Origin of the sequence: Jiangella endophytica (assembly GCF_003427025.1) — a bacterium.
Lineage (GTDB): Bacteria > Actinomycetota > Actinomycetes > Jiangellales > Jiangellaceae > Jiangella > Jiangella endophytica.
In genome coordinates, this window is sequence record NZ_QVAI01000014.1 from 41,326 (window position 1) to 61,904 (window position 20,579).

Here is a 20,579-nt window from a genome sequence, read left to right on the forward strand (position 1 = left end):
ACGTCTCAGCCGACGTCCGCCGGGCCGGTGACGGCGACGGCGCGGGCACAGGTGCCCGAGGCGGCGAGGTCGACGGCCAGGGCGCCCGCGGACACCGCGTCGCGGGCCAGGAAGACGCACGTCGGGCCGGAGCCGGACACGATGCCCGCGAGCGCGCCCGCGGCGTGGCCGGCCTTCAGTGTGTCGCGCAGCGCCGGACGCAGCGCGAGCGCCGCCTCCTGCAGGTCGTTGTGCAGCAGCCCGGCCAGCGCGTCGACGTCGCCGGCGGCGAGCGCCGCCAGCAGCTCGCCGGGCACCGACGGCGCCGGCACCTTGCGGTCCGAGCGCAGGTCGTCGAGGTGCCGGTAGACCTCGGGGGTGGACAGGCCGCCGTCGGCCGTGGCCAGCACCCAGTGCAACGGAGCGCCGACCGGCATCGGACGGAGCCGCTCACCGCGCCCCGTGCCGACGGCCGTCCCGCCGGCGAGGGAGAACGGCACATCGCTGCCGAGCCCGGCGGCGACGGCGGACAGCCGCGACTCAGGCAGCCGCAGCCCCCAGAGCCGGTCGCAGGCCAGCAGCGCGCCCGCGGCGTCGGCGCTGCCGCCCGCCAGCCCGGCGGCGACCGGGATCTCCTTGTGCACGCGCAGCAGCGCGCCGCTGCGCAGCCGGGCCTTGCGGGCCAGCGCGCGGGCGGCACGGACGGCGAGGTTGGATTCGTCGGCGGGAGTGTGCTCGGCGTACGGCCCGGTGACGTGGACGGTGACGGCGTCGGCGTGGACGGCGGAGACCTCGTCGTAGAGCGAGACGGCGTGGAAGACGGTCGCGAGCTCATGGAAGCCGTCGGAGCGGACCGGACCGACGGAGAGCATCAGATTGATCTTCGCCGGGACGCGGGCGATCACCTTCAGCACCAGCGTGACCTTACCGGAAATACCTGCTCAAGAGTTCATTTCGGGGCGGGCCACGGCGATCCGGGCGAAGTCGTCCACGGTGAGCTGTTCGCCGCGTGCGCGAGGGTCGACGCCGGCGTCCACGAGCGCCGCCTCGGCGGCAGCGGCAGAGCCGGCCCAGCCGCTCAGCGCGGCCCGCAACGTCTTGCGCCGCTGGGCGAACGCGGCGTCGACGACCCCGAAGACGGCTGCCCGCCCGGCGGGGTCGCGGTCGTCGCCCGGACGTCGCTCCAGCAGCACCAGCCCGGAGTCGACGTTCGGCGCCGGCCAGAACACGTTGCGGCCCACCGCGCCGGCCGGCGAGACCGTCGCGTACCAGGCCGCCTTCACCGACGGGACGCCGTACGTGCGCGAGCCGGGCGCGGCGACCAGCCGGTCGGCGACCTCCTTCTGCACCATCACCAGCACCCGCGACAAGCTCGGCAGTGTCTCCAGCAGGTGCAGCAGCACCGGCACGGACACGTTGTACGGCAGGTTGGCCACCAGCGCGGTCGGGGCCGGGCCGGGCAGCGAGTCGATGCGCAGCGCGTCGGCCGGCACCACCTCGAGCCGGTCGGCCACGCCCGGCGCGTATTCGGCCACCGTCGACGGCAGCCGCGCGGCCAGCACCGGGTCGATCTCCACCGCCACCACCCGGGCGACGACGGGCAGCAGCGCCAGCGTCAGCGAGCCCAGCCCGGGACCGACCTCGACCACGACGTCGTCGGGGCCGACCCCGGCGACCCGGACGATGCGCCGCACCGTGTTGGGGTCGATGACGAAGTTCTGCCCGAGCGTCTTGGTCGGCCGCAGGTCGAGTTCGGCCGCCAGACGCCGAACGTCCGCCGGCCCCAGGAGTCTGGGACCGGCGGACGTCTCGTCGTTCTGCACCGCCCGAGCCTATAGCCCGGCGATGGAGAGCCGCGTCAGCCGAGCGGGAGGCCCAGCGACCGGGCGCAGGCCGGCCAGTCGCCGTAGCCGCCGCGGTTGTCGCGGACCTTCTCGGCGATGCGGATCTGCTCGGCCTTGCTGTTCTCGTGCGGGTAGCCGGAGCCGCCGAACGCGCGCCAGGTGCCCAGCGAGAACTGCAGGCCGCCGTAGTAGCCGTTGCCGGTGTTGATGGACCAGTTGCCGCCGGACTCGCACTGCGCCAGCGAGTCCCAGACGCCGCCGTCGACGTTGCCGCCGCCGCCACCACCGCCGCCACCGCCGCCGCCACCGCCGTCGTCCTCAGCCGGAGGCGGCGGCTCCTTGGTGCCGATCAGCACGACCTGGTCGACCGGAGCCGCGGTGACGGTCTCGGAGACGATCTCCTGGGAGGACAGCTCACCGTCGACGTAGGTGTTCTCCACCACGCGCTCGAGCGTGCCTTCCTTGCCCTCGGTCTCGACCGATTCGCTGCCCTTCTCGAGCGAATCGTCCTCCTGCTCCGTCACCTCGAACGGGACCGCCTCGGTGACGGTCGCGGTCTCGACGGTGACCCGCCGGACGGTGACGGCGAGGGAGTCGGCCAGCGCGGTGTCCAGCGCGGGCTCCACGAGGTCGAGGTCGCCGACGGTGATGCCGGCGTCGGTCAGGGCCTCGTTGACGGTCAGGCCGGTGGTCGTGACCGGGTTGGTCGCGCCGTCGGCGGTGACGGTGATCTCCTTCGGGGTGCGGACCTCGAAGTCGATGCCGCCGCGGCCGATCGGCTGCGACCGGGCCACCGACACGTCGGCGCCGTCGGCGCGGATGTCGAGGTCGCCCAGGGCCTCGTCGACGGACAGCGCGGTGGTCCAGATCTGCTGTTCCTCGCCGTCGACGGTCACGGTGATCTGCCGGGCGTACCGGACCGTGATCTCGGTGCCGTCGTCGATGTCGCTGTCGAGCGAGGGAATGACCTCGTCCCGGGCGCTCAGTTCGATGTCCCGCTCATCGAGGACGTCCTCGACGCTGCTGCCGAACGTGTGCACGGTCTCGGTCTGGCCGTCGATGGTGAGGGCGACGGCGTTGTCGAGCGTGATGTAGGCGACCCCGCCGCCTACCAGAGCAGTGACGACGGTGGCGTTGATCGCCAACGTCTTCGCGGACAGGCGCACTGTGCTCCTCGGTCGTACTGTCCGGTCACGGGACCTCGCGGCACGGCCGGCCATGCGATCCACCCAGCTGTCGTGCGCGTGATCCGCGCACACCACTCGGCGGACGGCGTGTCCGGCCGTTCTTCTGCCACCCGAAGCTTCCCCGACCCCGGCTAACAATCTCGGGACGCTAACGCATGGCGGGCGGCCGGACAACTGATACGCGCCCTTGAATCGGACAAATCGCCCGCGCGAGCCGAGTTGTGACACTGTGACACGCCCACGCGGGGCGTCGTCACGCCCCCGCGCGAAGGACTCCGCCACCCCGCCTGCGTGACCAGCGAAAACAACGTCTTGTCACCATGGGCCGAAAGCGCGGTCGGTGTTCGCCTGGAGGGTGTGACACACGGTCGCGAGATCCAGCCCGAGCGCCTCGGCGATGAACCGCACGGTCACCGGGACCAGGTACGACGCGTTCGGGCGGCCACGGTAGGGGTGCGGCGTCAGGAACGGCGCGTCGGTCTCGACGAGCAGATTCTCCAGCGGCGTGACGGCGAGAGCCGCACGCAGATCGGCCGCGTTCTTGAACGTGACCGGGCCGGCGAAGGACAGGTACCAGCCTCGCTCTGCGACGCGGCGAGCGAACGTCTCGTTCCCCGAGAAACAGTGAAGTACGACACAATCAGGCGTTTCCGCGTCGTCGAGGACCCTCAGGACGTCGTCGTGGGCGTCGCGATCGTGGATGGTCAGGGCCAGCCCACGCCGCCGGGCGATCTCGATGTGCGCCCGCAGCGAGTACTCCTGGGCGGCGCGTCCCTCGGGCCCCGTCCGGAAGTGGTCGAGGCCGGTCTCGCCGATGCCGCGCACCCGCGCGCTGGACCCGGCCAGCCGGTCGATCTCGGCCAGCGCGTCGTCCAGCCGGCCGGTCGCGGCCAGCTCCGGCGCCTCGTTGGGGTGCAGCGCGATGGTCGCGACGACCGACGGGTACCGCTCGGCGACGTCGACCGCCCAGGCCGCGCCGGGCAGGTCGCAGCCGACCTGCACGACGCGGGTCACGTTCACCTTCGCGGCGGCGTCCAAAGCCTCCGTGACCCCGAACGCGTCACCGTCCTCGCCGTCGCCGATGTCCATGTGGCAGTGCGTGTCGGTGACGGGCAGCGGGAGCGGCTCGGGCAGCGGCGGCCGGGACCGGTCGCGCTTGCGGCCGGCCTCGTCCGTCGCCGACCGCCGCTCGCGGGGTGCGTCGGTCACTGCCCGTCGGCGGCGAGGTCCAGCCGCGGGAACAGCGCGTCGCCCTTGGTGACCTCGGCGCCCGGGACCAGCTGGCCCCAGCGGCCGGCGTCGGCGACGGGCTGGGCGGCCAGCGCGCCGAGCGCCTTCTCGGCGCCCAGCGAGTCCCACAGCTTCGCCGTGGCCTTCGGCATGGCCGGGTTCAGCAGCACGGCCAGCGCCCGCAGCGCCTCGGCGGAGGCGTACAGGATGGTGGCCAGCCGCTCTCGCTGGGCGTCGTCCTTCGCGACCGCCCACGGCTGCTGCTCGGTGATGTAGCCGTTGGCGGCGTCGACCAGCGTCCACACGGCGGCCAGCGCCTCGTGCGGCGCGACGCGGTCGACGGCGGCGTCGGCGTCCTGGGCGGCCTTCGCGGCGACGGCGGCCAGCGTGTCCTCGGCGTCGGTCGCCGGGCCCGGGGCGGGCAGCGCGCCGTCGAAGTAGCGTCCGACCATCGCCGCCACCCGCGAGGCGAGGTTGCCCAGCCCGTTGGCGAGCTCCGCCTGGTAGCGCGCGGCGATGTCCTCCCACGAGAACGAGCCGTCGTTGCCGAACGCGATGGCGCGCAGGAAGTAGTAGCGGAACGCGTCGGAGCCGAACGTGTCGGTGATCTGCGCCGGCGCGATGCCGGTGAGCTTGGACTTGCTCATCTTCTCGCCGCCGACCAGCAGCCAGCCGTGCGCGAACACCTTCTTCGGCAGCGCCTCGCCGGCGGCCATCAGCATGGCCGGCCAGATGACCGCGTGGAAGCGCAGGATGTCCTTGCCGACGAAGTGGATGTCGGCCGGCCAGGTGCGCTCGTACTTCTCCGGGTCCGCCCCGTAGCCCACGGCGGTGGCGTAGTTGAGCAGCGCGTCGAACCAGACGTAGATGACGTGCGACTCGTCCCACGGCACCGTGACGCCCCAGTCGAACGTCGACCGGGAGATCGACAGGTCCTGCAGGCCCTGCTTGACGAACCCGAGCACCTCGTTGCGGGCGCTCTCGGGCTGCACGAAGCCGGGATTCTGTTCGTAGAACTCCAGCAGCCGCTCGGTGTAGGCGGACATGCGGAAGAAGTAGTTCGTCTCGGACAGCTTCTCGACCGGCCGGCCGTGGATCGAGCAGACCAGCTGCCCGGCGTACTCACCGGTGCCCTCGACGAGGTCGCCGGGCTGCTTGTACTCCTCGCAGGCGACGCAGTAGTAGCCCTCGTAGGTGCCCTCGAAGATCTCGCCGTTGTCGTGCAGCTTCTGGATGAACTCCTGCACCCGGGCCACGTGCCGCGGTTCCGTCGTGCGGATGAAGTCGTCGTTCGACGCGTCGATGGTCTGCAGGACCGGCTTCCACGCCTCCTCGACGAGCCGGTCGGCCCACGTCTGCGGGTCCGTCCCGTTCGCCTCGGCAGTGCGCAGGACCTTCTCGCCGTGTTCGTCGGTGCCGGTGAGGAACCAGACGTCCTCCTGGCGCTGACGGTGCCAGCGGGCGATGAAGTCGGTAGCGACGGTGGTGTACGCGTGGCCGATGTGCGGTGCGTCGTTGACGTAGTAGATCGGCGTGGTGACGTAGAACGCCTTGGGCATGCGCCCGATGGTAGCCCCCGCACTTCCATGATCATCAACCGCTGGCGACGTCATCGTGTCGCCAGCCGTTGATGATCATGGGCGAGCGGCAGTGCGGGCCGCAGGCGCGCGGCCTTCCGGTCCAGCCACGGTCCTCGAGCACTCGTCCCTGCTCCGCGGCTACCCCGCACGAGTCGCCGAAGACGTCGGCGTGCCCGTAGCGCAGCGTGGCCCGGCCGTCGGCGGTGGCGCGGTTGTCGCGGTGACGGTCGCGGAACCGGCCTTCGTCGGCGTCCGACCCGGCCGTCGAGCTCGACCCGAACCGCGTAGCGGTCGTAGTCGACGTCCACCCAGATGACGCGGCCGCCGGCCATGCGCCGTTGCCGGTGGCCGCAGGCGCTCCGGGGTGGTCCGGCGGCGCTGGCAGGCCGACGTCACCCAGGTCTCCACCTCCTGCGGACGGCGAGTGGTATCGACCAGGTCGAGGACCGTCTCCTCGGTGCGGGTGCGCGGTGGCACACGCGTCGGGTGACGGGTCCGGGCCAGGCGGTGCGCATAGTGCACGCGGACGCCGTCGATGCGGCTGCGCACATGCCGGTCGGCCGGTGCGGTCACGTGCACCACCGGACCCGGATCGTCGCAGAGACCGTCGAGGTACGCGGCCGTCCGGTGACTGGCCACCGCACCCCGGCCCGCCCGCAGGATCGCCGCCCACACAAGCCCTCGGTACGAGAGCGGGCCCGTGAAGGTGGCGTACACCCGGGCGTGCACGCGCTGCCAACGGCCCGAGCGCACCAGCCAGCCGATGCGCCGCTGCGTCAGCCCGGCCGCTGCCGCCTGCTGAAGGCTGATCACACCGTCCTGCTGCGCTGCGATCGCGGTCACGTCGGAAGGCAGTCCCACGTCGCCGAGCCTCGTCGACGGCCGCGCCGGATGCCAGGGCCGGAACGCGATCTGTGGACAACCCCGCCCCGTCCCCATGATCATCAACCGTTGGCGACGCCATCGTGTCGCCAACGGTTGATGATCATGGGGGTGTCGGGTCAGAGCTTGGGCACGACGGACTGGAAGAACAGCTCGACCTGCCGCCGGGTGTCGCCGTGCACGGGCCAGAACACGAACGTCTCGAAGCCGAACCGGTCGCGGTAGTCGGTCAGCGCCTCGGCCCAGTGCCCGGCCGAGCCGACCAGCAGCTGGTCGTTGCGCGGCGCCCGGCCGTCGTCGATGACGCCCATGACGTTGAAGACGCGCCGGACGGTGGACGGGTCGCGCCCGGCGGCGACGGCGGCCGTGTCGATCGCCCGCTGCATCGCCGGGACCTCGTCCAGCGACAGGTACGCGTTGGTGGGCAGCCAGCCGTCGGCGTGCCGGCCGGTCAGCGCCAGCATCCGCGGCTTGAACGAGCCGACCCAGACCGGCGGGACGGGGTCCAGGGCGGCGCCGGCGACCGCCACGGCGTCGCGCAGCTGGTAGTACTCGCCGTCGTGGGTCACCGGGCGCCCGGACCACAGCCGCCGCAGCAGCGGGATCGCCTCGTCCAGCGCGCCGATCGCCTGGCCGAGCGTCGACCACTGCGCGCCCCAGCCCGGCAGCCCGTCGTACGGGCCGCCGGCGCCGAGGCCGAGCACGAACCGCCCGCCGCTGGTGTGCTGCAGCGTGGCCGCGCCCTTCGCGATGACGGCAGGCGTGCGGAACGGCAGCGCCGTCACGTTCGTCGCCACCCGCACCCGCCGGGTCCGCGCCAGCAGCAGCGGGACCAGCGTCCACGCGTCCAGCTCGGACGGCAGGTACGGGTGGTCGGCGACGGTGACGAGGTCGGCGCCGAGCTCCTCGGCGATGGAGGTCGCCTCGAGCAGTTCCGGGAGCCGGTGGGCCGACGCCGGGAGCGCCGCGCCGTACAGGATCGAGTCAGCCATGACCCCACTGAACAACCTCAAGCATGGTTGAGGTCAAGGGTCTTCCGCAGGAACGCGCCGGTCCGTGACCCCTCGGCCGCCGCGACCTCCGACGGCGTCCCCGCGGCGACCACCCGCCCGCCCGCCGCCCCACCGGCCGGTCCCAGGTCGACCACCCAGTCCGCGGTGCGGATGACGTCGAGGTCATGCTCGATCGCGACCACGGTGTTCCCGGCGTCGACCAGCCGGCGCAGCACGCCGAGCAGCCGTGCGACGTCGTCGACGTGCAGACCGGTGGTGGGCTCGTCGAGCAGGTAGAGCGTGCGGCCGGTGGACCGCCGGGCCAGCTCCTTCGCCAGCTTGATGCGCTGCGCCTCCCCGCCGGACAGTGTGGTGGTCGGCTGGCCGAGCTGCAGGTAGCCCAGGCCGACGTCGTCGAGCAGCCGCAGCCGGCTCATCGCCGCGGGCACGTCGGCGAACAGCTCGACCGCCTCGGCCACCGTCATGGACAGTGCCTCGGCGATGTCGTGGCCGCGGTACTTCGCCCGCAGGACGTCGCGGGTGAACCGGCGGCCGCGGCAGACCGGGCAACGCACCTGCACGTCGGGCAGGAAGTGCATCGACACGTTCAGCACTCCGGCGCCGGTGCACCGCTCGCACCGTCCGCCGGGGACGTTGAAGGAGAAGTGCCCGGCGGTGAGGCCGCGCTCGCGGGCGCCGTCGGTGGTGGCGAACGCCTCGCGGATCGAGGTGAACGCGTCGGAGTAGGTGGCCGCGTTGGACCGCGGCATCCGCCCGGCGGCCTGCTGGTCGATCGTCACGACCTTGTCCAGGTGCGCCCAGCCGTCGATGCCGTCGTGGTCGCCGGGCGGGTCGCCGGCGCCGTGGAAGCGCTGCCGGCCGGCCTTGTCGACGATGTCCAGCACCAGCGACGACTTCCCCGACCCGGACGGCCCGGTGACGGCGACCAGCCGGCCCAGCGGCAGGGCGACCGTGACGTCGTCGAGGTTGTGCGCGCGGGCGCCGCGGACCACGAGCGCCGGCCCGTCCCCGCGGTCCGTGCTCCCCGACGCGGCGCCGGGCACTCTCGACCGGCCGGACAGGTACGCCCCGGTGACCGACCCCTCGGCCGCCGCGACCTCGTCCGGTGTGCCCGCCGCGACCACGCGGCCGCCGTCGCGACCGGCACCGGGACCGATGTCGATGACGTGGTCGGCGGCCCGCAGCACCTCGAGGTCGTGCTCGATGACCAGCACGGTGTTGCCGAGGTCGCGCAGCCGGCGCAGCACGTCGACCAGCCGGGCGACGTCGGCGGGGTGCAGCCCGATGGTCGGCTCGTCCAGCACGTACAGCACGCCGGTGAGCCCGGATCCGAGCAGCGCCGCCAGCCGCAGCCGTTGCGCCTCGCCCGCGGACAGACTGGGCGTCGACCGCTCCAGCGTCAGGTACTCCACGCCGACGTCCACCAGCCGGCGCACGCGTTCGTGCAGGTCGGCGACGACCGGTTCGGCGAATCGCCACTCGCCGTCGTCGACCCGTGCCCGCAGCGCGTCGATCCAGGCGGCCAGCTCGCCGAGAGGCAGCCGGGCGGCATCGACGACGGTCAGGCCGGCGACGGTCACCCGGCGGCTCTCCGGCCGCAGGCGGCTGCCCTCGCAGTCGGGGCAGGTCTCCTGGCGCAGCAGCCGCTCGGTCTTCTCGCGGTAGCCGGTGTCCTCGATGCGGTCGGCGTAGCGGCGCAGCACGGCGGTGGCGACACCCTCGAACCGGCCTGCGGCGACGGTGCGCGGCGGCGCGGTCGCTGCTCCCCCGACGCTGACGTGCCGGCCGAACTCCGGGCTCTCGACGCCGTGCAGCAGCAGGTCGCGCTGGGCGTCGCCGAGGTCGCGGACCGGCACGTACGCGTCGAACTCGAAGCCGTAGTGACGGCCGGCGGCGCGCAGTACCGCGATGTTGCGGTCGGTCGTCACCGGGTGCCAGCCCAGCACCGCGCCCTCGGCGACGCTGACACCGTCGTCGATCAGCTTGGAGGTGTCGGGCCGCAGGACGACACCGAGGCCGGTGCACGTCGGGCAGGCGCCGGACGGCTTGTTGAAGGAGAAGTCGCCCATGACGAGGTCGGGCACCTCGGTGCCGCACGACGGGCAGGCCACGGTCTCGGCGTCGCGAGGCTCGCCGGACTCGTCGTCCCACGGGTCGTCGTCGCCCTCCTGGTAGCTGGGCGGCAGCGGCGCCGCGCACGAGGGGCAGGGGCGGTGGCCGATGCGCGCCCACAGCAGCCTCAGGTAGGTGAACACCTCGGTGGCGGTGCCGACCGTGGACCGCGGGCTGCGGTTCGTCAGGTACTGGTCGATGCTGATGGAGGGCGACAGACCGGTGATGGAGTCGACCGGAGCCTTGCTCACCCAGGCGGTGACCAGGCCCAGCGACTCCAGGTACTGACGCTGTCCCTCGCGGTGCAGCAGGTCGAACGCGAGGGTGGACTTGCCGGAGCCGGACCGGCCGGTCAGCACGACCAGCCGGTTGCGCGGGATGCCGACGGTGAGGTTCTTGAGGTTGTGCAGGCGGGCGTTCGTGACCCTGATCTCGCCGAAATCCATCCTTCAATTCTCTCATTGATTCGCTACTTGAGGGTTGGTCGTGATCAGGGCGCTGCCAGCACCGATAAGCTTCAAGTCCGGCGTTCAACAGGAGGTGACCGATGGCGCTGCGGCCGGTCGACCTCGCGCGCGCCGTGGGCATCTCGGCCCAGCAGGTCCGCAACTACGAGGAGGACGGCCTGCTGCCGCCGGTGCCGCGGTCGGCGTCGGGGTACCGGCAGTTCTCCGAACGGCACCGCGAGGCGCTGCTCACCTACCGGGCGCTGCTGGCCGGCTACGGCGTCATCGCGGCGCGCTCGATCATGCGATCGGTCCACGACGGCGACGTGCCCGGCGCCCTCGCGCTCGTCGACGCCGTCCACGCCGAGCTGCACGACCAGCGCCGGCAGCTGCACCAGACCGCCGGCGCGGTCGAGGCGCTCGCCGCCGGCGCCGACGACCTGGGCATCGCCGCGGCACGGGGCGGGCCGGGACTACGGGTCGGCGAGGTGGCCCGGCGCCTCGGCGTCCTGCCGTCGGCTCTGCGCACCTGGGAGGCGTACGGCCTGCTCGCCCCGGCGCGTGAGCCGGGCACGTCGTACCGCACCTACACCCCCGACGACGTCCGCGACGCACAGCTGGTCAACCTGCTGCGGCAGAGCCGGTACGGGCTGCCGCAGGTGCGCCTGGTGCTCGACGAACTGCGCCGCACGGGCAGCACCGACGCGCTGCGCGCCGTCCTCGCCCATCGACGCGAGCAGCTGACGGCGCGGGCGCTGGCCATGCTCGACGGCGCCGGCCGGCTGCACGCCTACGTGACCACCGGCTGAGCCACCGGGCCCGTCGGCCCGCCGCTCGAGGGATGACTGTGTCCGATCGTCGGTGGTGGGCCGGCGGTGTGCCCGGGATCGCGTACGACACCAGGCGTTCTCCCGCTCCACCGGGCATGCATGCCTCGGGATGCACCAGAACGCCTCATGATGGCGCGTCTTTCTGACGGCCGCTCAGAGCATGGCCAGCAGCGGACTGCCAACGTGCGGCCTCCGGTGAACGGCGCCAGCTCCGGCGACCCCGGGCGCAACCGACCAGCGGACCAGAATGGAGGGCCTCATTCGGACTCACTCATCTGGTCGGGCGTGGAGTCGCGGGCGGCTTCCCGCGCCGCCTCGCGGGCCTCCCGGACCGCCGCGCCGGCGTCGGCCCACGGCGTGCCGGCCCACGGGTCGTAGTCGACCTCGAGCGGCTCCTGCTCGGGCCGGCGGTCGTCGGGCACGTGCTGCAGGTTGAGCCTGATGCGGTACCAGAGCGAGCTGCGCCCGCGCATGCCGTCGACCAGGATGTCGGCCGGCTCCAGGTGCGGCACGACGTCGGCGTGCCTGGCCTTCCAGCGCTCGAGGCCGGCCAGCGCCTCGTCCTTGGTCTTGGCCCGGGCGACCTCGATGAGCGGCATCGTCTGCGTGCGCCGGCCGGTGCCCTTCGGCGGCTTCTCGGCCGGCCCGAGTCGCTCGGCCAGCTCGAGCAGCGGCTCCAGTGAGCCGGCCGACGTCTCGATGCCGGCCCACGGGTCGCCGATTTCGGCGAAGCGCCGCGGCGCGGTGGCCAGCGTGTGGTCGCCCGGCCGGCAGTGCGGCACCTCGTCCCAGTGCAGCGGCATGGACACCCGGGCATCGGCCTTGGCGCGGACGGAGTAGGCGGAGGCGACGGTGCGGTCCTTGGCGTTCTGGTTGAAGTCGACGAAGACGCCCTCGCGCTCTTCCTTCCACCACTTGGCGGTGGCGATGCCGGGCGCGCGGTTCTCGACCTCGCGGGCCACGGTCTCGGCCGCCAGCCGCACCTGCCGGTAGGACCAGTGCGGGTCGATGCGCGTGTAGATGTGGAAGCCGCGCGAGCCGGACGTCTTCGGCCACGCGGTGAGCCCGTGGTCCTGCAGCACCTCGCGCGCGACCTGCGCGACAGCGAGGATCTGCGGCCACTCGATGCCCGGGTTGGGGTCGAGGTCGATGCGCAGCTCGTCGGGACGGTCGAGGTCGTCGGCGCGGACGGGGTGCGGGTTGAGGTCGACGCAGCCGAGATTGACCACCCAGGCCAGCGCCGCGGCGTCGCGCACGACGACCTCGTCGGCGGACGTGCCGGAGCGGTAGCGCAGCGTGGCCACCTCGATCCAGTCGGGCCGTTTGTCGGGGGCGCGCTTCTGGAAGAACGCCTCCTGGTCGATGCCCTTGACGAACCGCTTGAGGATCATCGGGCGGCCCTCGACGCCGCGCAGCGCGCCGTCGGCCACGGCCAGGTAGTAGCGGACGAGGTCCAGCTTGGTGTGGCCGCCGTCGGGGAAGACCACCTTGTCCGGATGGGTGATCGTCACCTCACGCCCGGCGACCTCGAGCACCTGCGAGGACGACATGGCACCACCATAGAGCGGCCGGCCGACAACCGGCGGTCACGCCGAGGGCGACGGCACCGCCTGCGGCAACGCGGGCTCCTGCGCCAGCGGCGCCTCGGCCACCGGGTGCTCCACCAGCGCGAGCACGCGGCTGGCCATGAACCGGGCGGTGCGCACCGGCGTCCCGGAGCGCGTCACCTCCGACACCACGACCACGCCGCGGCTGATGGTGACGTCGACCCGGCGCCCGGCCTTCGTGGCCACGACCTCGTAGCCGCGCGTGGTGTCGCCGGCGTCGATGACGATCTCGACCCTGTCGCCCCGCATGGACACCTCCCACGCCGCCGTACCTCCACGATGCCACGGGTGACGCGGGCCACGCGTGCGTCCCGGCGCCTGTGGGGTACGGACCGAGGGAGATCGACGTGATCGAAGGGAGTTCCCGATGACCGCCGAAACCCCGCACACCCTTGTCCGCATGACCGACTCCGGCCTGGCCGTGACCGCCGACGACGACGTCCGCGGCCGCGAGGTCGTGGACCGCAACGGCGACGAGGTCGGCACCGTCGACGACCTGGTCGTCGACCCGGAGGACGAGAAGGTGCGGTTCCTGCAGGTCGGTTCCGGCGGTTTCCTCGGTCTCGGCGCGCAGAAGCAGCTGATCCCCGTCGACGCCGTCGTGAAGATCGACGAGAAGGTGCACATCGCCCAGGACCGCGGCCACGTGGCCGGCGCGCCCGCCTACGACCCCGACCTCGTGCCCGCCCGGGAGTACTACGAGGAGTTGTACGGCTACTACGGCTACCCGCCGTTCTGGGCGGCCGGCTACGCGTATCCGCCGTACCCGTTCTACCTGTGACGATCAGTCCGCCGCGGCCGCGGCCTCCTCGTAGTCCAAGCGCTCCAGCTCGCGGCGCATCACCTCGTCGTCCAGTTCGCCGGCGTCGCGGGCGTCGGTGAGCGCGCGGCGCTGGGCGGCGAGGATCTCGCGGCGGACGGCGAGCATGGTCTCGCGCACCGCCGGCGCGTGCTCGGCCTCCTCGACCTCCGCGTCCAGCTCGTCGGCGGAGTGCCGGGCGCGCATCGCCGCGGCGAAACGGTCGCGCATGGTGCCGAGCACGACCGGATCGGTGCCCGGCGGCGGATGGTCGAGCAGGTCTCGCAAGGTCTGCTCGGCCGCCGCCCGGGCGATCTGACGGGCCCGCCGCACCTCCTCGGACTCCGCCTCCCGCTCGTCCTCGTCGCTGATGTTCAGCCGCCGGACCAGCAAGGGCAGCGTCGGCGCCTGGATGAGCAGGGTTCCGACGGCGACGACGAACGCGAGCGCCTGGATGGCCGTGCGCCCGGGAAACGGCTCGCCCGACGCCGTCACGGCCGGCACACCGGCGGCCGCGGCCAGCGTGACCACGCCGCGCATGCCGGACCACGAGATGACCAGCAGCTGAGCGCGCGGCAGCGGCTGCCACGGGTGCGGCCGTCGTCGTCGCCGCCAGGGGACGCTGAGGTAGCGCCGCCGCAGCGCCCGCTGGCCGTAGGTGAGGAACACCCAGAACGGCCGGATCAGCAGCACGGTCAGCAGCACGACGGCCGCGGACAGCAGGTACCGCGGCCACTCGCCGTCGGCCAGCCCCAGATCCTCGAAGACGAACTTGAACTGCAGGCCCATGTAGGCGAAGACGAACGCCTCGAGCAGGGTGTCGAGGCTGCGCCAGACCTGCCGGGCCTGCAGCCGAGTCTCGTAGCCGGCGTTCGCGTCGTGGTGGCCGAGCCAGAACCCGGCCGCGACGACGGCGAGGACGCCGGACGCGTGCAGCTCCTCGGCGAACAGGAACGCCGCGAACGGCACGACCAGCCCGAGCGCGGTTTCCAGACCGCTCTCGCCCAGCCGCTGCCGGGTCCAGTGCACGCCGGCGGCCAGCGCCAGGCCGACGCCACAGCCGACCACCGACGAGTACACGAACAGCAGGACCGCGTTGTCGATGAACGGGTGGCTGCCGGTCGCCGCGGCCACCGCCAGCGTGAAGATCGTCAGGGCGGTCGCGTCGTTGACCAGGCTCTCGCCGGTCAGGATCGTCATCAGCCGTTTCGGCAGCCCGAGCTTCCGGCCGATCGCCACCGCGCTGACGGCGTCCGGCGGCGCCACGACCGCGCCCAGCACCAGCGCCGAGACGACACCGAGCCCGGGCACCACCCAGTTCGCCACCATGCCCGTGACCAGCGTCGACACGATCACCATGCCGACGCCGAGGGACAGGATCGGACGCAGGTTGCGAGCCAGGCTGTAGACGGAGAAGTCCAGCGCCGCGGAGTACAGCAACGGCGGCAGCACGACGCTGAGGATCAGCTCCGGCTCCAGCTCGAACCGCGGAAGCCCGGGTACGAACGACACCGCCGAGGCCAGCACCACGACCACGATGGACGGTTGCAGGCCGCGCCGGTTGGCGACCGCGGTCACCGCGATCGCGCCCACCACCACGAGCAGCAACTGCATCGTCGAGCAGGTTAGCCCGCTACGGGATGTGCTGGACCCCGATCCGCTTGCGGAACATCCAGTAGACCCAGCTCTGGTAGGCCAGGACGGCCGGCACGAACGGCACCGCCACCCACGTCATCACGGTCAGCGTGTAGTCAGACGACGACGCGTTCGCGGTGGTCAGGTCGTTCGCCGCGTCCAGCGTGGACGGCAGCACGTCAGGGTAGAGCGCGGCGAACAACGTGGCCGCCGTGGCGGCCACCGCGGCGAACGTCGCGACGAACGCCCAGCCCTCGCGGTCGCGCGCGTTGACCGTCGCCCCGGCCGCGATGGCCGCCACCGCGACCAGCGCCGCGACCGCGGCCGGCCACGACGGCGTGTCGTCGCGCAGGACCGTCCACAGGAGGAAGCCGGCCACCACCACGGCGACGGGGACCGCGAGCCGGGCGGCCAGCCGCCGCGCCCGGATCCGGATGTCGCCGACGGTCTTCAGCGCGATGTAGTGAGCGCCGTGCAGCAGCGACAACGAGAGCGTGACGACCCCGCCGAGCAGTGTGTACGGCGTGACGATGTCGCCGAGGTCGCCGACGAAGTCGTGCCCGGCGTCCAGCGGCAGCCCCTGCACGAACGCCGCCAGCAGCACGCCCCACACGAACGCCGGGACCACCGAGCCGACGAAGATCACGAGGTCCCAGCGGTTCCGCCAGGTCTCGGTGTCGCCCTTGGCGCGGTACTCGAAGGCCAGGCCGCGGCCGATCAGCGCGAGCAGGATCAGCACCAGCGGCAGGTAGTACGCCGACCACGCCGTGGCGTACCACTCGGGGAACGCGGCGAATGTCGCGCCGACCGCCGTGATGACCCAGACCTCGTTGCCGTCCCAGACCGGGCCGATGGTGTTGATGAGGACGCGGCGTTCGGTGTCGTCGCGGGCGAACCGGCGGGTGAGGATGCCGACGCCGAAGTCGAAGCCCTCGAGCGCGAGGTAGCCGATCCAGAGGACCGCGATGAGCAGGAACCACAGGGTGCTCAACTCCATGATCTCCACTCCCCTCAGTACGCGAAGCTCAACGGCTTGTCGGCGTCCTCGTCCTCGGCCTCGCGGCCGGCGCCGGGCGGCGCGCCGCCCTCCTCACCCGGTGGCGCGACGTCGGGCAGGCCGGGCCGGGCGTGCTTGACCAGCAGGTGCACCCAGAGCCAGGTCAGGCCCGCGTACAGGATGGTGAACGCGGCCAGCGAGATGAACACCGTCCGGGCCGTCGTGCTCGGACTGACCCCCGACGCCGTGGGCATCAGGCCGAACACCAGCCACGGCTGCCGGCCCATCTCGGTGAAGATCCAGCCGAGCGAGTTGCCGGCCAGCGGCAGCACCGGCAGGACGGCGGCCGCGCGCAGCGCCCAGCGCGACGTCGGGACCCGTCCGCGTCTGGTCGCCCACAGCTGCCAGAGCGCGATCAGCGCGGCCAGCCCGCCCATGGTGATCATCATGCGGAACGTCCAGTACGTGACCGGGATGTTCGGGCTGTAGTCGCCCGGGCCGAACTCCTCCTCGTACTGCGCCTGCAGGTCGTTGATGCCCTCGACCTCGCCGTCGAACGACCCGGTCGCCAGGAACGACAGCAGCCGCGGCACCTCGATGCTGTAGATCGCCTCGCTGCCGTCGAGCGTGCCGATGGTGAACAGCGAGAACGGAGCCGGTTGCTGGGTCTCGTACAGGGCCTCGGCGGCGGCCATCTTCATCGGCTGCACCTCGGTCATGACCTTGCCTTGGAAGTCGCCGGAGACCGCGACGCCGATGCCGCCGATGAGGACGGTGACGGCGCCGATCCGCAGCGCCGTGCGGAACGCGCCGGCGTCGGACGGCTGGCCGGGCTCGGCGATCTCCGGGTCGCGCGCACCCTTGACCAGGTGCCACATCGCGACCGCCGCGATCACGCCACCACCGACCATGAACGCGGCGAAGATCGTGTGCGGGAACGTGACGAGCAGCACCTTGTTCGTCAGCACCGCCCAGATGTCGGTCAGTTCGGCGCGTCCCGCCGCCTCGTTGATCTCATAGCCGACCGGATGCTGCATGAACGAGTTCGCGGCCAGGATGAAGTACGCCGACAGCAGCGTCCCGCAGGCCGTGATCCAGATCGTCGCCAGGTGGATCTTCGGCGGGATGCGGCCCCAGCCGAAGATCCAGACGCCGACGAAGACGGACTCCAGGTAGAACGCGAGCAGCGCTTCCATCGCCAGCGGCGCGCCGAACACGTCGCCGACGAAGCGGCTGAAGTCGCTCCAGTTCATGCCGAACTGGAACTCCTGCACCAGGCCCGTGACCACGCCGACGGCCAGGTTGATGAGCAGCAGCTTCCCGAAGAACTTGGTCAGCCGCAGCCAGCGCTCGCTCTTCGTGCGCATCCACACCGACTGCATGATCGCGACGAGGAACGTCATGGAGATGGTGAACGGGACGAAGAAGAAGTGCACCACCGTCGTGATGCCGAACTGCCAGCGCGCGAGATCCAGCACGTCCATCGTCATGCGCCCTTCGGTGCGTACTACGTTCCGTCGTAGATGCTACGACATACTGTAGTACTACGAGCGGTCGGTAGACTGGGAGATGTGCCAGGACGTGCCCGACTCGGTGAACTCGAACGCGCCGTCATGGAGCAGTTGTGGGCGCTCGGCGCGCCGGCCACCGTCCGCCAGGTGCACGAGGCGCTGGCCGGGTCGCGCGACATCGCGTACACAACGGTCATGACGGTGCTCGACCGGCTGGCCCGCAAGGGGTCCGCCGAGCAGATCCGCGACGGCCGCGCCTACCGCTACCGCCCCGCCGTCACCCGCGACGAACTGACCGCCGAGCTCATGCACGAGGCGCTCGACACCGTCGACGGCACCGACCGCACGGCGGCGCTGCTGCGGTTCATCGGCTCCGTCTCCGAGGACGACGCGCGGGCGCTGCGCGAAGCGCTGGAGGCGGTCGAGGGGTCGTCGTCGTGACGGAGACGACGCCCGTTGTCCTGCTCGCCCTCGCGTTGCTGCTCACCGGTCCGGTGCCGGCGCTGCTGGCCCGGGCGTCGTGGCCGCTGCGGGTGCCGCGCGCGGCACTGGTGCTCTGGCAGGCGGTCGCGCTGGCGGCCGTGCTGTCCGCACTCGGCGCGGGCGCGTCGGCGGGGACGCTGGTCATGACGCATGCGTCGCCGTCCACCTGGCTGGTGGTGCTGCACGTGGTGGCGCTGCTGCTGACGGTGGTGGTGACGGCACGGTTGCTGTGGTCGGCACACACGCTCGGCATGGCGCTGCGGTCCCGGCGGCGCCGCCAGCGTCACGTCGTCGACCTCGTCGGTCGTTCCGACGGCCGCGCGCCCGGCGCCCTGGTCGTCGACGTCGCGCGGCCGGTGGCGTACTGCATTCCCGGCGTACGGCCGCGGGTCGTGGTGTCGGCGCCGGCGCTCGATGCCCTGGGCTCGGACGAGACCGCCGCGGTGCTGGCGCACGAGCGGGCGCACGCCCGGGCCCGGCACGACCTCGTCCTCGAAGGCTTCGGCGTCCTCCACGACGCGTTCCCCCGCCTGGTGCGCAGCTCGGTCGCGCTGGAGTCGGCCGCCGGCCTCGTCGAGATGCTCGCCGACGACGCCGCCCGGCGACGCAGCGGCCCGGTACCGCTGGCGCGGGCGCTGGCCCGCATGGCGGACGCACCGGTCCCGGCGGGCGCGCTGGGCTCCGGTTCCGTGAGCCCCGCGGTACGGATCCGCCGCCTGGCCGCCGAGCCGGACGTGCGGGGCGGCTGGGGTGCGGCCGGCCCGCGTGGTGTGCGAGGCGTGCTGAGTGCGCGGGGCGGGCGCGGCCTGCCGGCGTGGCTGGTCGCGTCGGTGGCCTACACGGTCGCCGCCGCGCTGGTCGTCGTGCCGACGATCGCGGTGGCCGCGCCCTGGCTGACGGCGTTGTCGCGCGCCCTCACCCCCTGACGGCCGCCCGGCGCCGCCTCGGGCAGACCGGCCGAACCGGGAGAACGCCTCGGACGGGCCGCGTAGGTTGAGTCGTGACGGCGTCAACCGAGACCGAAGGAAGCTGCGATGATCCCTGCCGCGGAGCTCACCGACCCCACCGTCCGTTCTCTCGTCCACGCCATCAACGGCGGCGACCGCGCCGCCTTCCTCGGCCTGCTCACCCCCGACGCCGTCCTCACCGACGACGGCTCAGAGCGCGACCTCGAGGACTGGATCGACCGCGAGATCTTCACCGTCAACGGTCACCTGGACGTCGAGTCCCAGTCGGCGGACGGCCGATCGCTGGTCGCGGCCTACCGCAACGACACGTGGGGCCAGATGCGCACCTCCTGGTCCTTCACCGTCGCCGACGGGAAGATCAGCCTCCTCGCGACCGGCCAGGCCTGACCCGCCGAGCCGCACCGCGTTCGCCAGCACCCACCGGCCGACGAGCAACCGCCCACCGCGCCAACCTCCGCCGACTCCACGGCGGCGTCAGAGCTCGTGAGCCCGGCGGCCAGCCGCCTCGCCAGCGTCTGCCGATCGGTGAGTACCCGCCGACTCGACGCGCGCGTACGCAGCCAAGCCGCCCCAGCGCGGTCAGGCCTCAGGCGTCGTCGTCGGCATCGTCGACAGCCTTGGCCGCCACCACCGCGGCGTACACCTCGCGCTTGGGCAGCCCCAGTTCGCGGGCGACGTCCGCGATGGCCTCCTTGCGACGGATGCCGGCCGCCTCGCGTTCGGTCACCAGCTCCACCGCGTCGGCGGGTGTGACGGTCGCCGAGCGGGGCGGCGCGCCCTGCACCACCAGCGTGATCTCGCCGAGCGGCCCGTCCACCGCCGCCCACGAGGACAGCTCGCCCAGTGGCCCGCGCCGGACCTCCTCGTGGGTCTTGGTCAGCTCACGGCACACGGCCGCCGGGCGGTCCGCGCCGAACGCCGCCGCCATCGCCGTCAGCGTGTCGGCCAGCCGGTGCCGCGACTCGAAGAAGACCATCGTCCGCTGCTCGTCGGCCAGTGCCGTGAACGTCCGCGACCGTTCCCCGGGCCGCCGCGGCGGGAAGCCCTCGAAGCAGAACCGGTCGACCGGGAGCCCGCTCACCGCCAGCGCCGTCAGCACCGCCGACGGCCCGGGCACCGACGTCACCCGCACGCCCGCCTCGACGGCCGCCGCCACCAGCCGATACCCGGGGTCGGACACCGAAGGCATGCCGGCGTCGGTCACCAGCACCACACGCGCGCCGTCGGTCAGCGCCGTCAGCAGCTCCGGCGTCCGCGCGGACTCGTTGCCCTCGAAGTACGACACCAGCCGCCCGGCGATGGTCACACCCAGCGACGACGCCAGCCGGAGCAGCCGCCGGGTGTCCTCGGCAGCCACCACGTCGGCCGTCGTCAGTTCGGCCGCCAGCCGCGGCGGCGCGTCGCCGACGTCGCCGATCGGGGTGCCGGCCAGCACCAGGACACCGTCACCCGTCGAGTTCGCCACCCGCCCATCCT

19 protein-coding genes are annotated in these 20,579 nt (G+C 72.7%); 5 read left to right on the plus strand and 14 right to left on the minus strand.

Annotated elements, in window-relative coordinates; genetic code table 11:
* Positions 1–5: 5 nt before the first annotated feature.
* From DZA62_RS24595 to uvrA, 8 genes are all read right to left on the minus strand, one after another.
* Complete coding sequence (locus tag DZA62_RS24595) at positions 6–890, minus strand: 4-(cytidine 5'-diphospho)-2-C-methyl-D-erythritol kinase (RefSeq protein WP_116951738.1); 885 nt, start codon at positions 888–890, stop codon at positions 6–8.
* Between the two features lie 30 nt (positions 891–920).
* Positions 921–1,802 carry a 16S rRNA (adenine(1518)-N(6)/adenine(1519)-N(6))-dimethyltransferase RsmA gene (gene rsmA / locus DZA62_RS24600; protein ID WP_116951592.1) on the minus strand — a complete coding sequence of 294 codons (882 nt, stop codon included), beginning with the start codon at positions 1,800–1,802 and terminating at the stop codon, positions 921–923.
* Positions 1,803–1,837: 35 nt separating this feature from the next.
* Entirely contained in the window at positions 1,838–2,989 is a 1,152-nt protein-coding gene (locus tag DZA62_RS36505; RefSeq protein WP_198664147.1) for a resuscitation-promoting factor, read from the minus strand.
* A gap of 336 nt (positions 2,990–3,325) precedes the next feature.
* Positions 3,326–4,219, minus strand: a complete 894-nt coding sequence (locus DZA62_RS24610) for a TatD family hydrolase (RefSeq protein WP_116951594.1) — start codon at positions 4,217–4,219, stop codon at positions 3,326–3,328.
* The gene (gene metG / locus DZA62_RS24615; RefSeq protein WP_116951595.1) at positions 4,216–5,799 is read right to left on the minus strand and encodes a methionine--tRNA ligase; all 1,584 of its coding nucleotides are present in this window, start codon (positions 5,797–5,799) and stop codon (positions 4,216–4,218) included. Before metG ends, DZA62_RS24610 begins: the two co-directional genes overlap by 4 nt.
* 159 nt (positions 5,800–5,958) lie before the next feature.
* Positions 5,959–6,795, minus strand: a complete 837-nt coding sequence (locus DZA62_RS24620) for a type IV toxin-antitoxin system AbiEi family antitoxin domain-containing protein (RefSeq protein ID WP_198664148.1) — start codon at positions 6,793–6,795, stop codon at positions 5,959–5,961.
* Positions 6,796–6,821: 26 nt separating this feature from the next.
* On the minus strand, positions 6,822–7,694 hold the full coding sequence (locus DZA62_RS24625; RefSeq protein ID WP_116951596.1) for an LLM class flavin-dependent oxidoreductase: 873 nt from the start codon (positions 7,692–7,694) through the stop codon (positions 6,822–6,824).
* A 17-nt stretch (positions 7,695–7,711) separates the two neighbouring features.
* The gene (gene uvrA, locus DZA62_RS24630) at positions 7,712–10,273 is read right to left on the minus strand and encodes an excinuclease ABC subunit UvrA (protein ID WP_116951597.1); all 2,562 of its coding nucleotides are present in this window, start codon (positions 10,271–10,273) and stop codon (positions 7,712–7,714) included.
* Positions 10,274–10,374: 101 nt separating this feature from the next.
* Between uvrA and DZA62_RS24635 the strand changes: the two genes are divergently transcribed.
* Entirely contained in the window at positions 10,375–11,082 is a 708-nt protein-coding gene (locus DZA62_RS24635) for a MerR family transcriptional regulator (protein ID WP_116951598.1), read from the plus strand.
* Between the two features lie 278 nt (positions 11,083–11,360).
* Here the strand turns inward: DZA62_RS24635 and ligD are convergent, their stop codons facing one another.
* Positions 11,361–12,653 carry a non-homologous end-joining DNA ligase gene (gene ligD, locus DZA62_RS24640; protein WP_116951599.1) on the minus strand — a complete coding sequence of 431 codons (1,293 nt, stop codon included), beginning with the start codon at positions 12,651–12,653 and terminating at the stop codon, positions 11,361–11,363.
* A 36-nt stretch (positions 12,654–12,689) separates the two neighbouring features.
* Entirely contained in the window at positions 12,690–12,959 is a 270-nt protein-coding gene (locus DZA62_RS24645; protein ID WP_116951600.1) for a hypothetical protein, read from the minus strand.
* A 118-nt stretch (positions 12,960–13,077) separates the two neighbouring features.
* Between DZA62_RS24645 and DZA62_RS24650 the strand changes: the two genes are divergently transcribed.
* Entirely contained in the window at positions 13,078–13,491 is a 414-nt protein-coding gene (locus tag DZA62_RS24650) for a PRC-barrel domain-containing protein (protein ID WP_116951601.1), read from the plus strand.
* 3 nt (positions 13,492–13,494) lie between these two features.
* Here DZA62_RS24650 and DZA62_RS24655 read toward each other — a convergent pair whose 3' ends face one another.
* The 3 genes from DZA62_RS24655 to DZA62_RS24665 are packed head-to-tail and all read right to left on the minus strand — an operon-like array spanning position 13,495 to position 17,625.
* A complete protein-coding gene (locus DZA62_RS24655; protein WP_116951602.1) occupies positions 13,495–15,123 on the minus strand; it encodes a Na+/H+ antiporter in 1,629 nt (542 codons plus the stop codon).
* Between the two features lie 19 nt (positions 15,124–15,142).
* On the minus strand, positions 15,143–16,141 hold the full coding sequence (gene cydB, locus DZA62_RS24660) for a cytochrome d ubiquinol oxidase subunit II (RefSeq protein WP_116951739.1): 999 nt from the start codon (positions 16,139–16,141) through the stop codon (positions 15,143–15,145).
* 14 nt (positions 16,142–16,155) lie between these two features.
* Complete coding sequence (locus tag DZA62_RS24665; RefSeq protein WP_116951740.1) at positions 16,156–17,625, minus strand: cytochrome ubiquinol oxidase subunit I; 1,470 nt, start codon at positions 17,623–17,625, stop codon at positions 16,156–16,158.
* 129 nt (positions 17,626–17,754) lie between these two features.
* Between DZA62_RS24665 and DZA62_RS24670 the strand changes: the two genes are divergently transcribed.
* From DZA62_RS24670 to DZA62_RS24680, 3 genes are all read left to right on the plus strand, one after another.
* Complete coding sequence (locus DZA62_RS24670; RefSeq protein ID WP_232827601.1) at positions 17,755–18,093, plus strand: BlaI/MecI/CopY family transcriptional regulator; 339 nt, start codon at positions 17,755–17,757, stop codon at positions 18,091–18,093.
* A complete protein-coding gene (locus DZA62_RS24675; RefSeq protein ID WP_116951604.1) occupies positions 18,090–19,061 on the plus strand; it encodes a M56 family metallopeptidase in 972 nt (323 codons plus the stop codon). Before DZA62_RS24670 ends, DZA62_RS24675 begins: the two co-directional genes overlap by 4 nt.
* Before the next feature lie 108 nt (positions 19,062–19,169).
* On the plus strand, positions 19,170–19,490 hold the full coding sequence (locus DZA62_RS24680) for a nuclear transport factor 2-like protein (RefSeq protein WP_116951605.1): 321 nt from the start codon (positions 19,170–19,172) through the stop codon (positions 19,488–19,490).
* 199 nt (positions 19,491–19,689) lie between these two features.
* Here DZA62_RS24680 and rsmI read toward each other — a convergent pair whose 3' ends face one another.
* Positions 19,690–20,568 (minus strand): 16S rRNA (cytidine(1402)-2'-O)-methyltransferase, encoded by an 879-nt coding sequence (gene rsmI / locus DZA62_RS24685; RefSeq protein WP_116951606.1) that lies wholly within the window; start codon positions 20,566–20,568, stop codon positions 19,690–19,692.
* Positions 20,569–20,579: the final 11 nt, after the last annotated feature.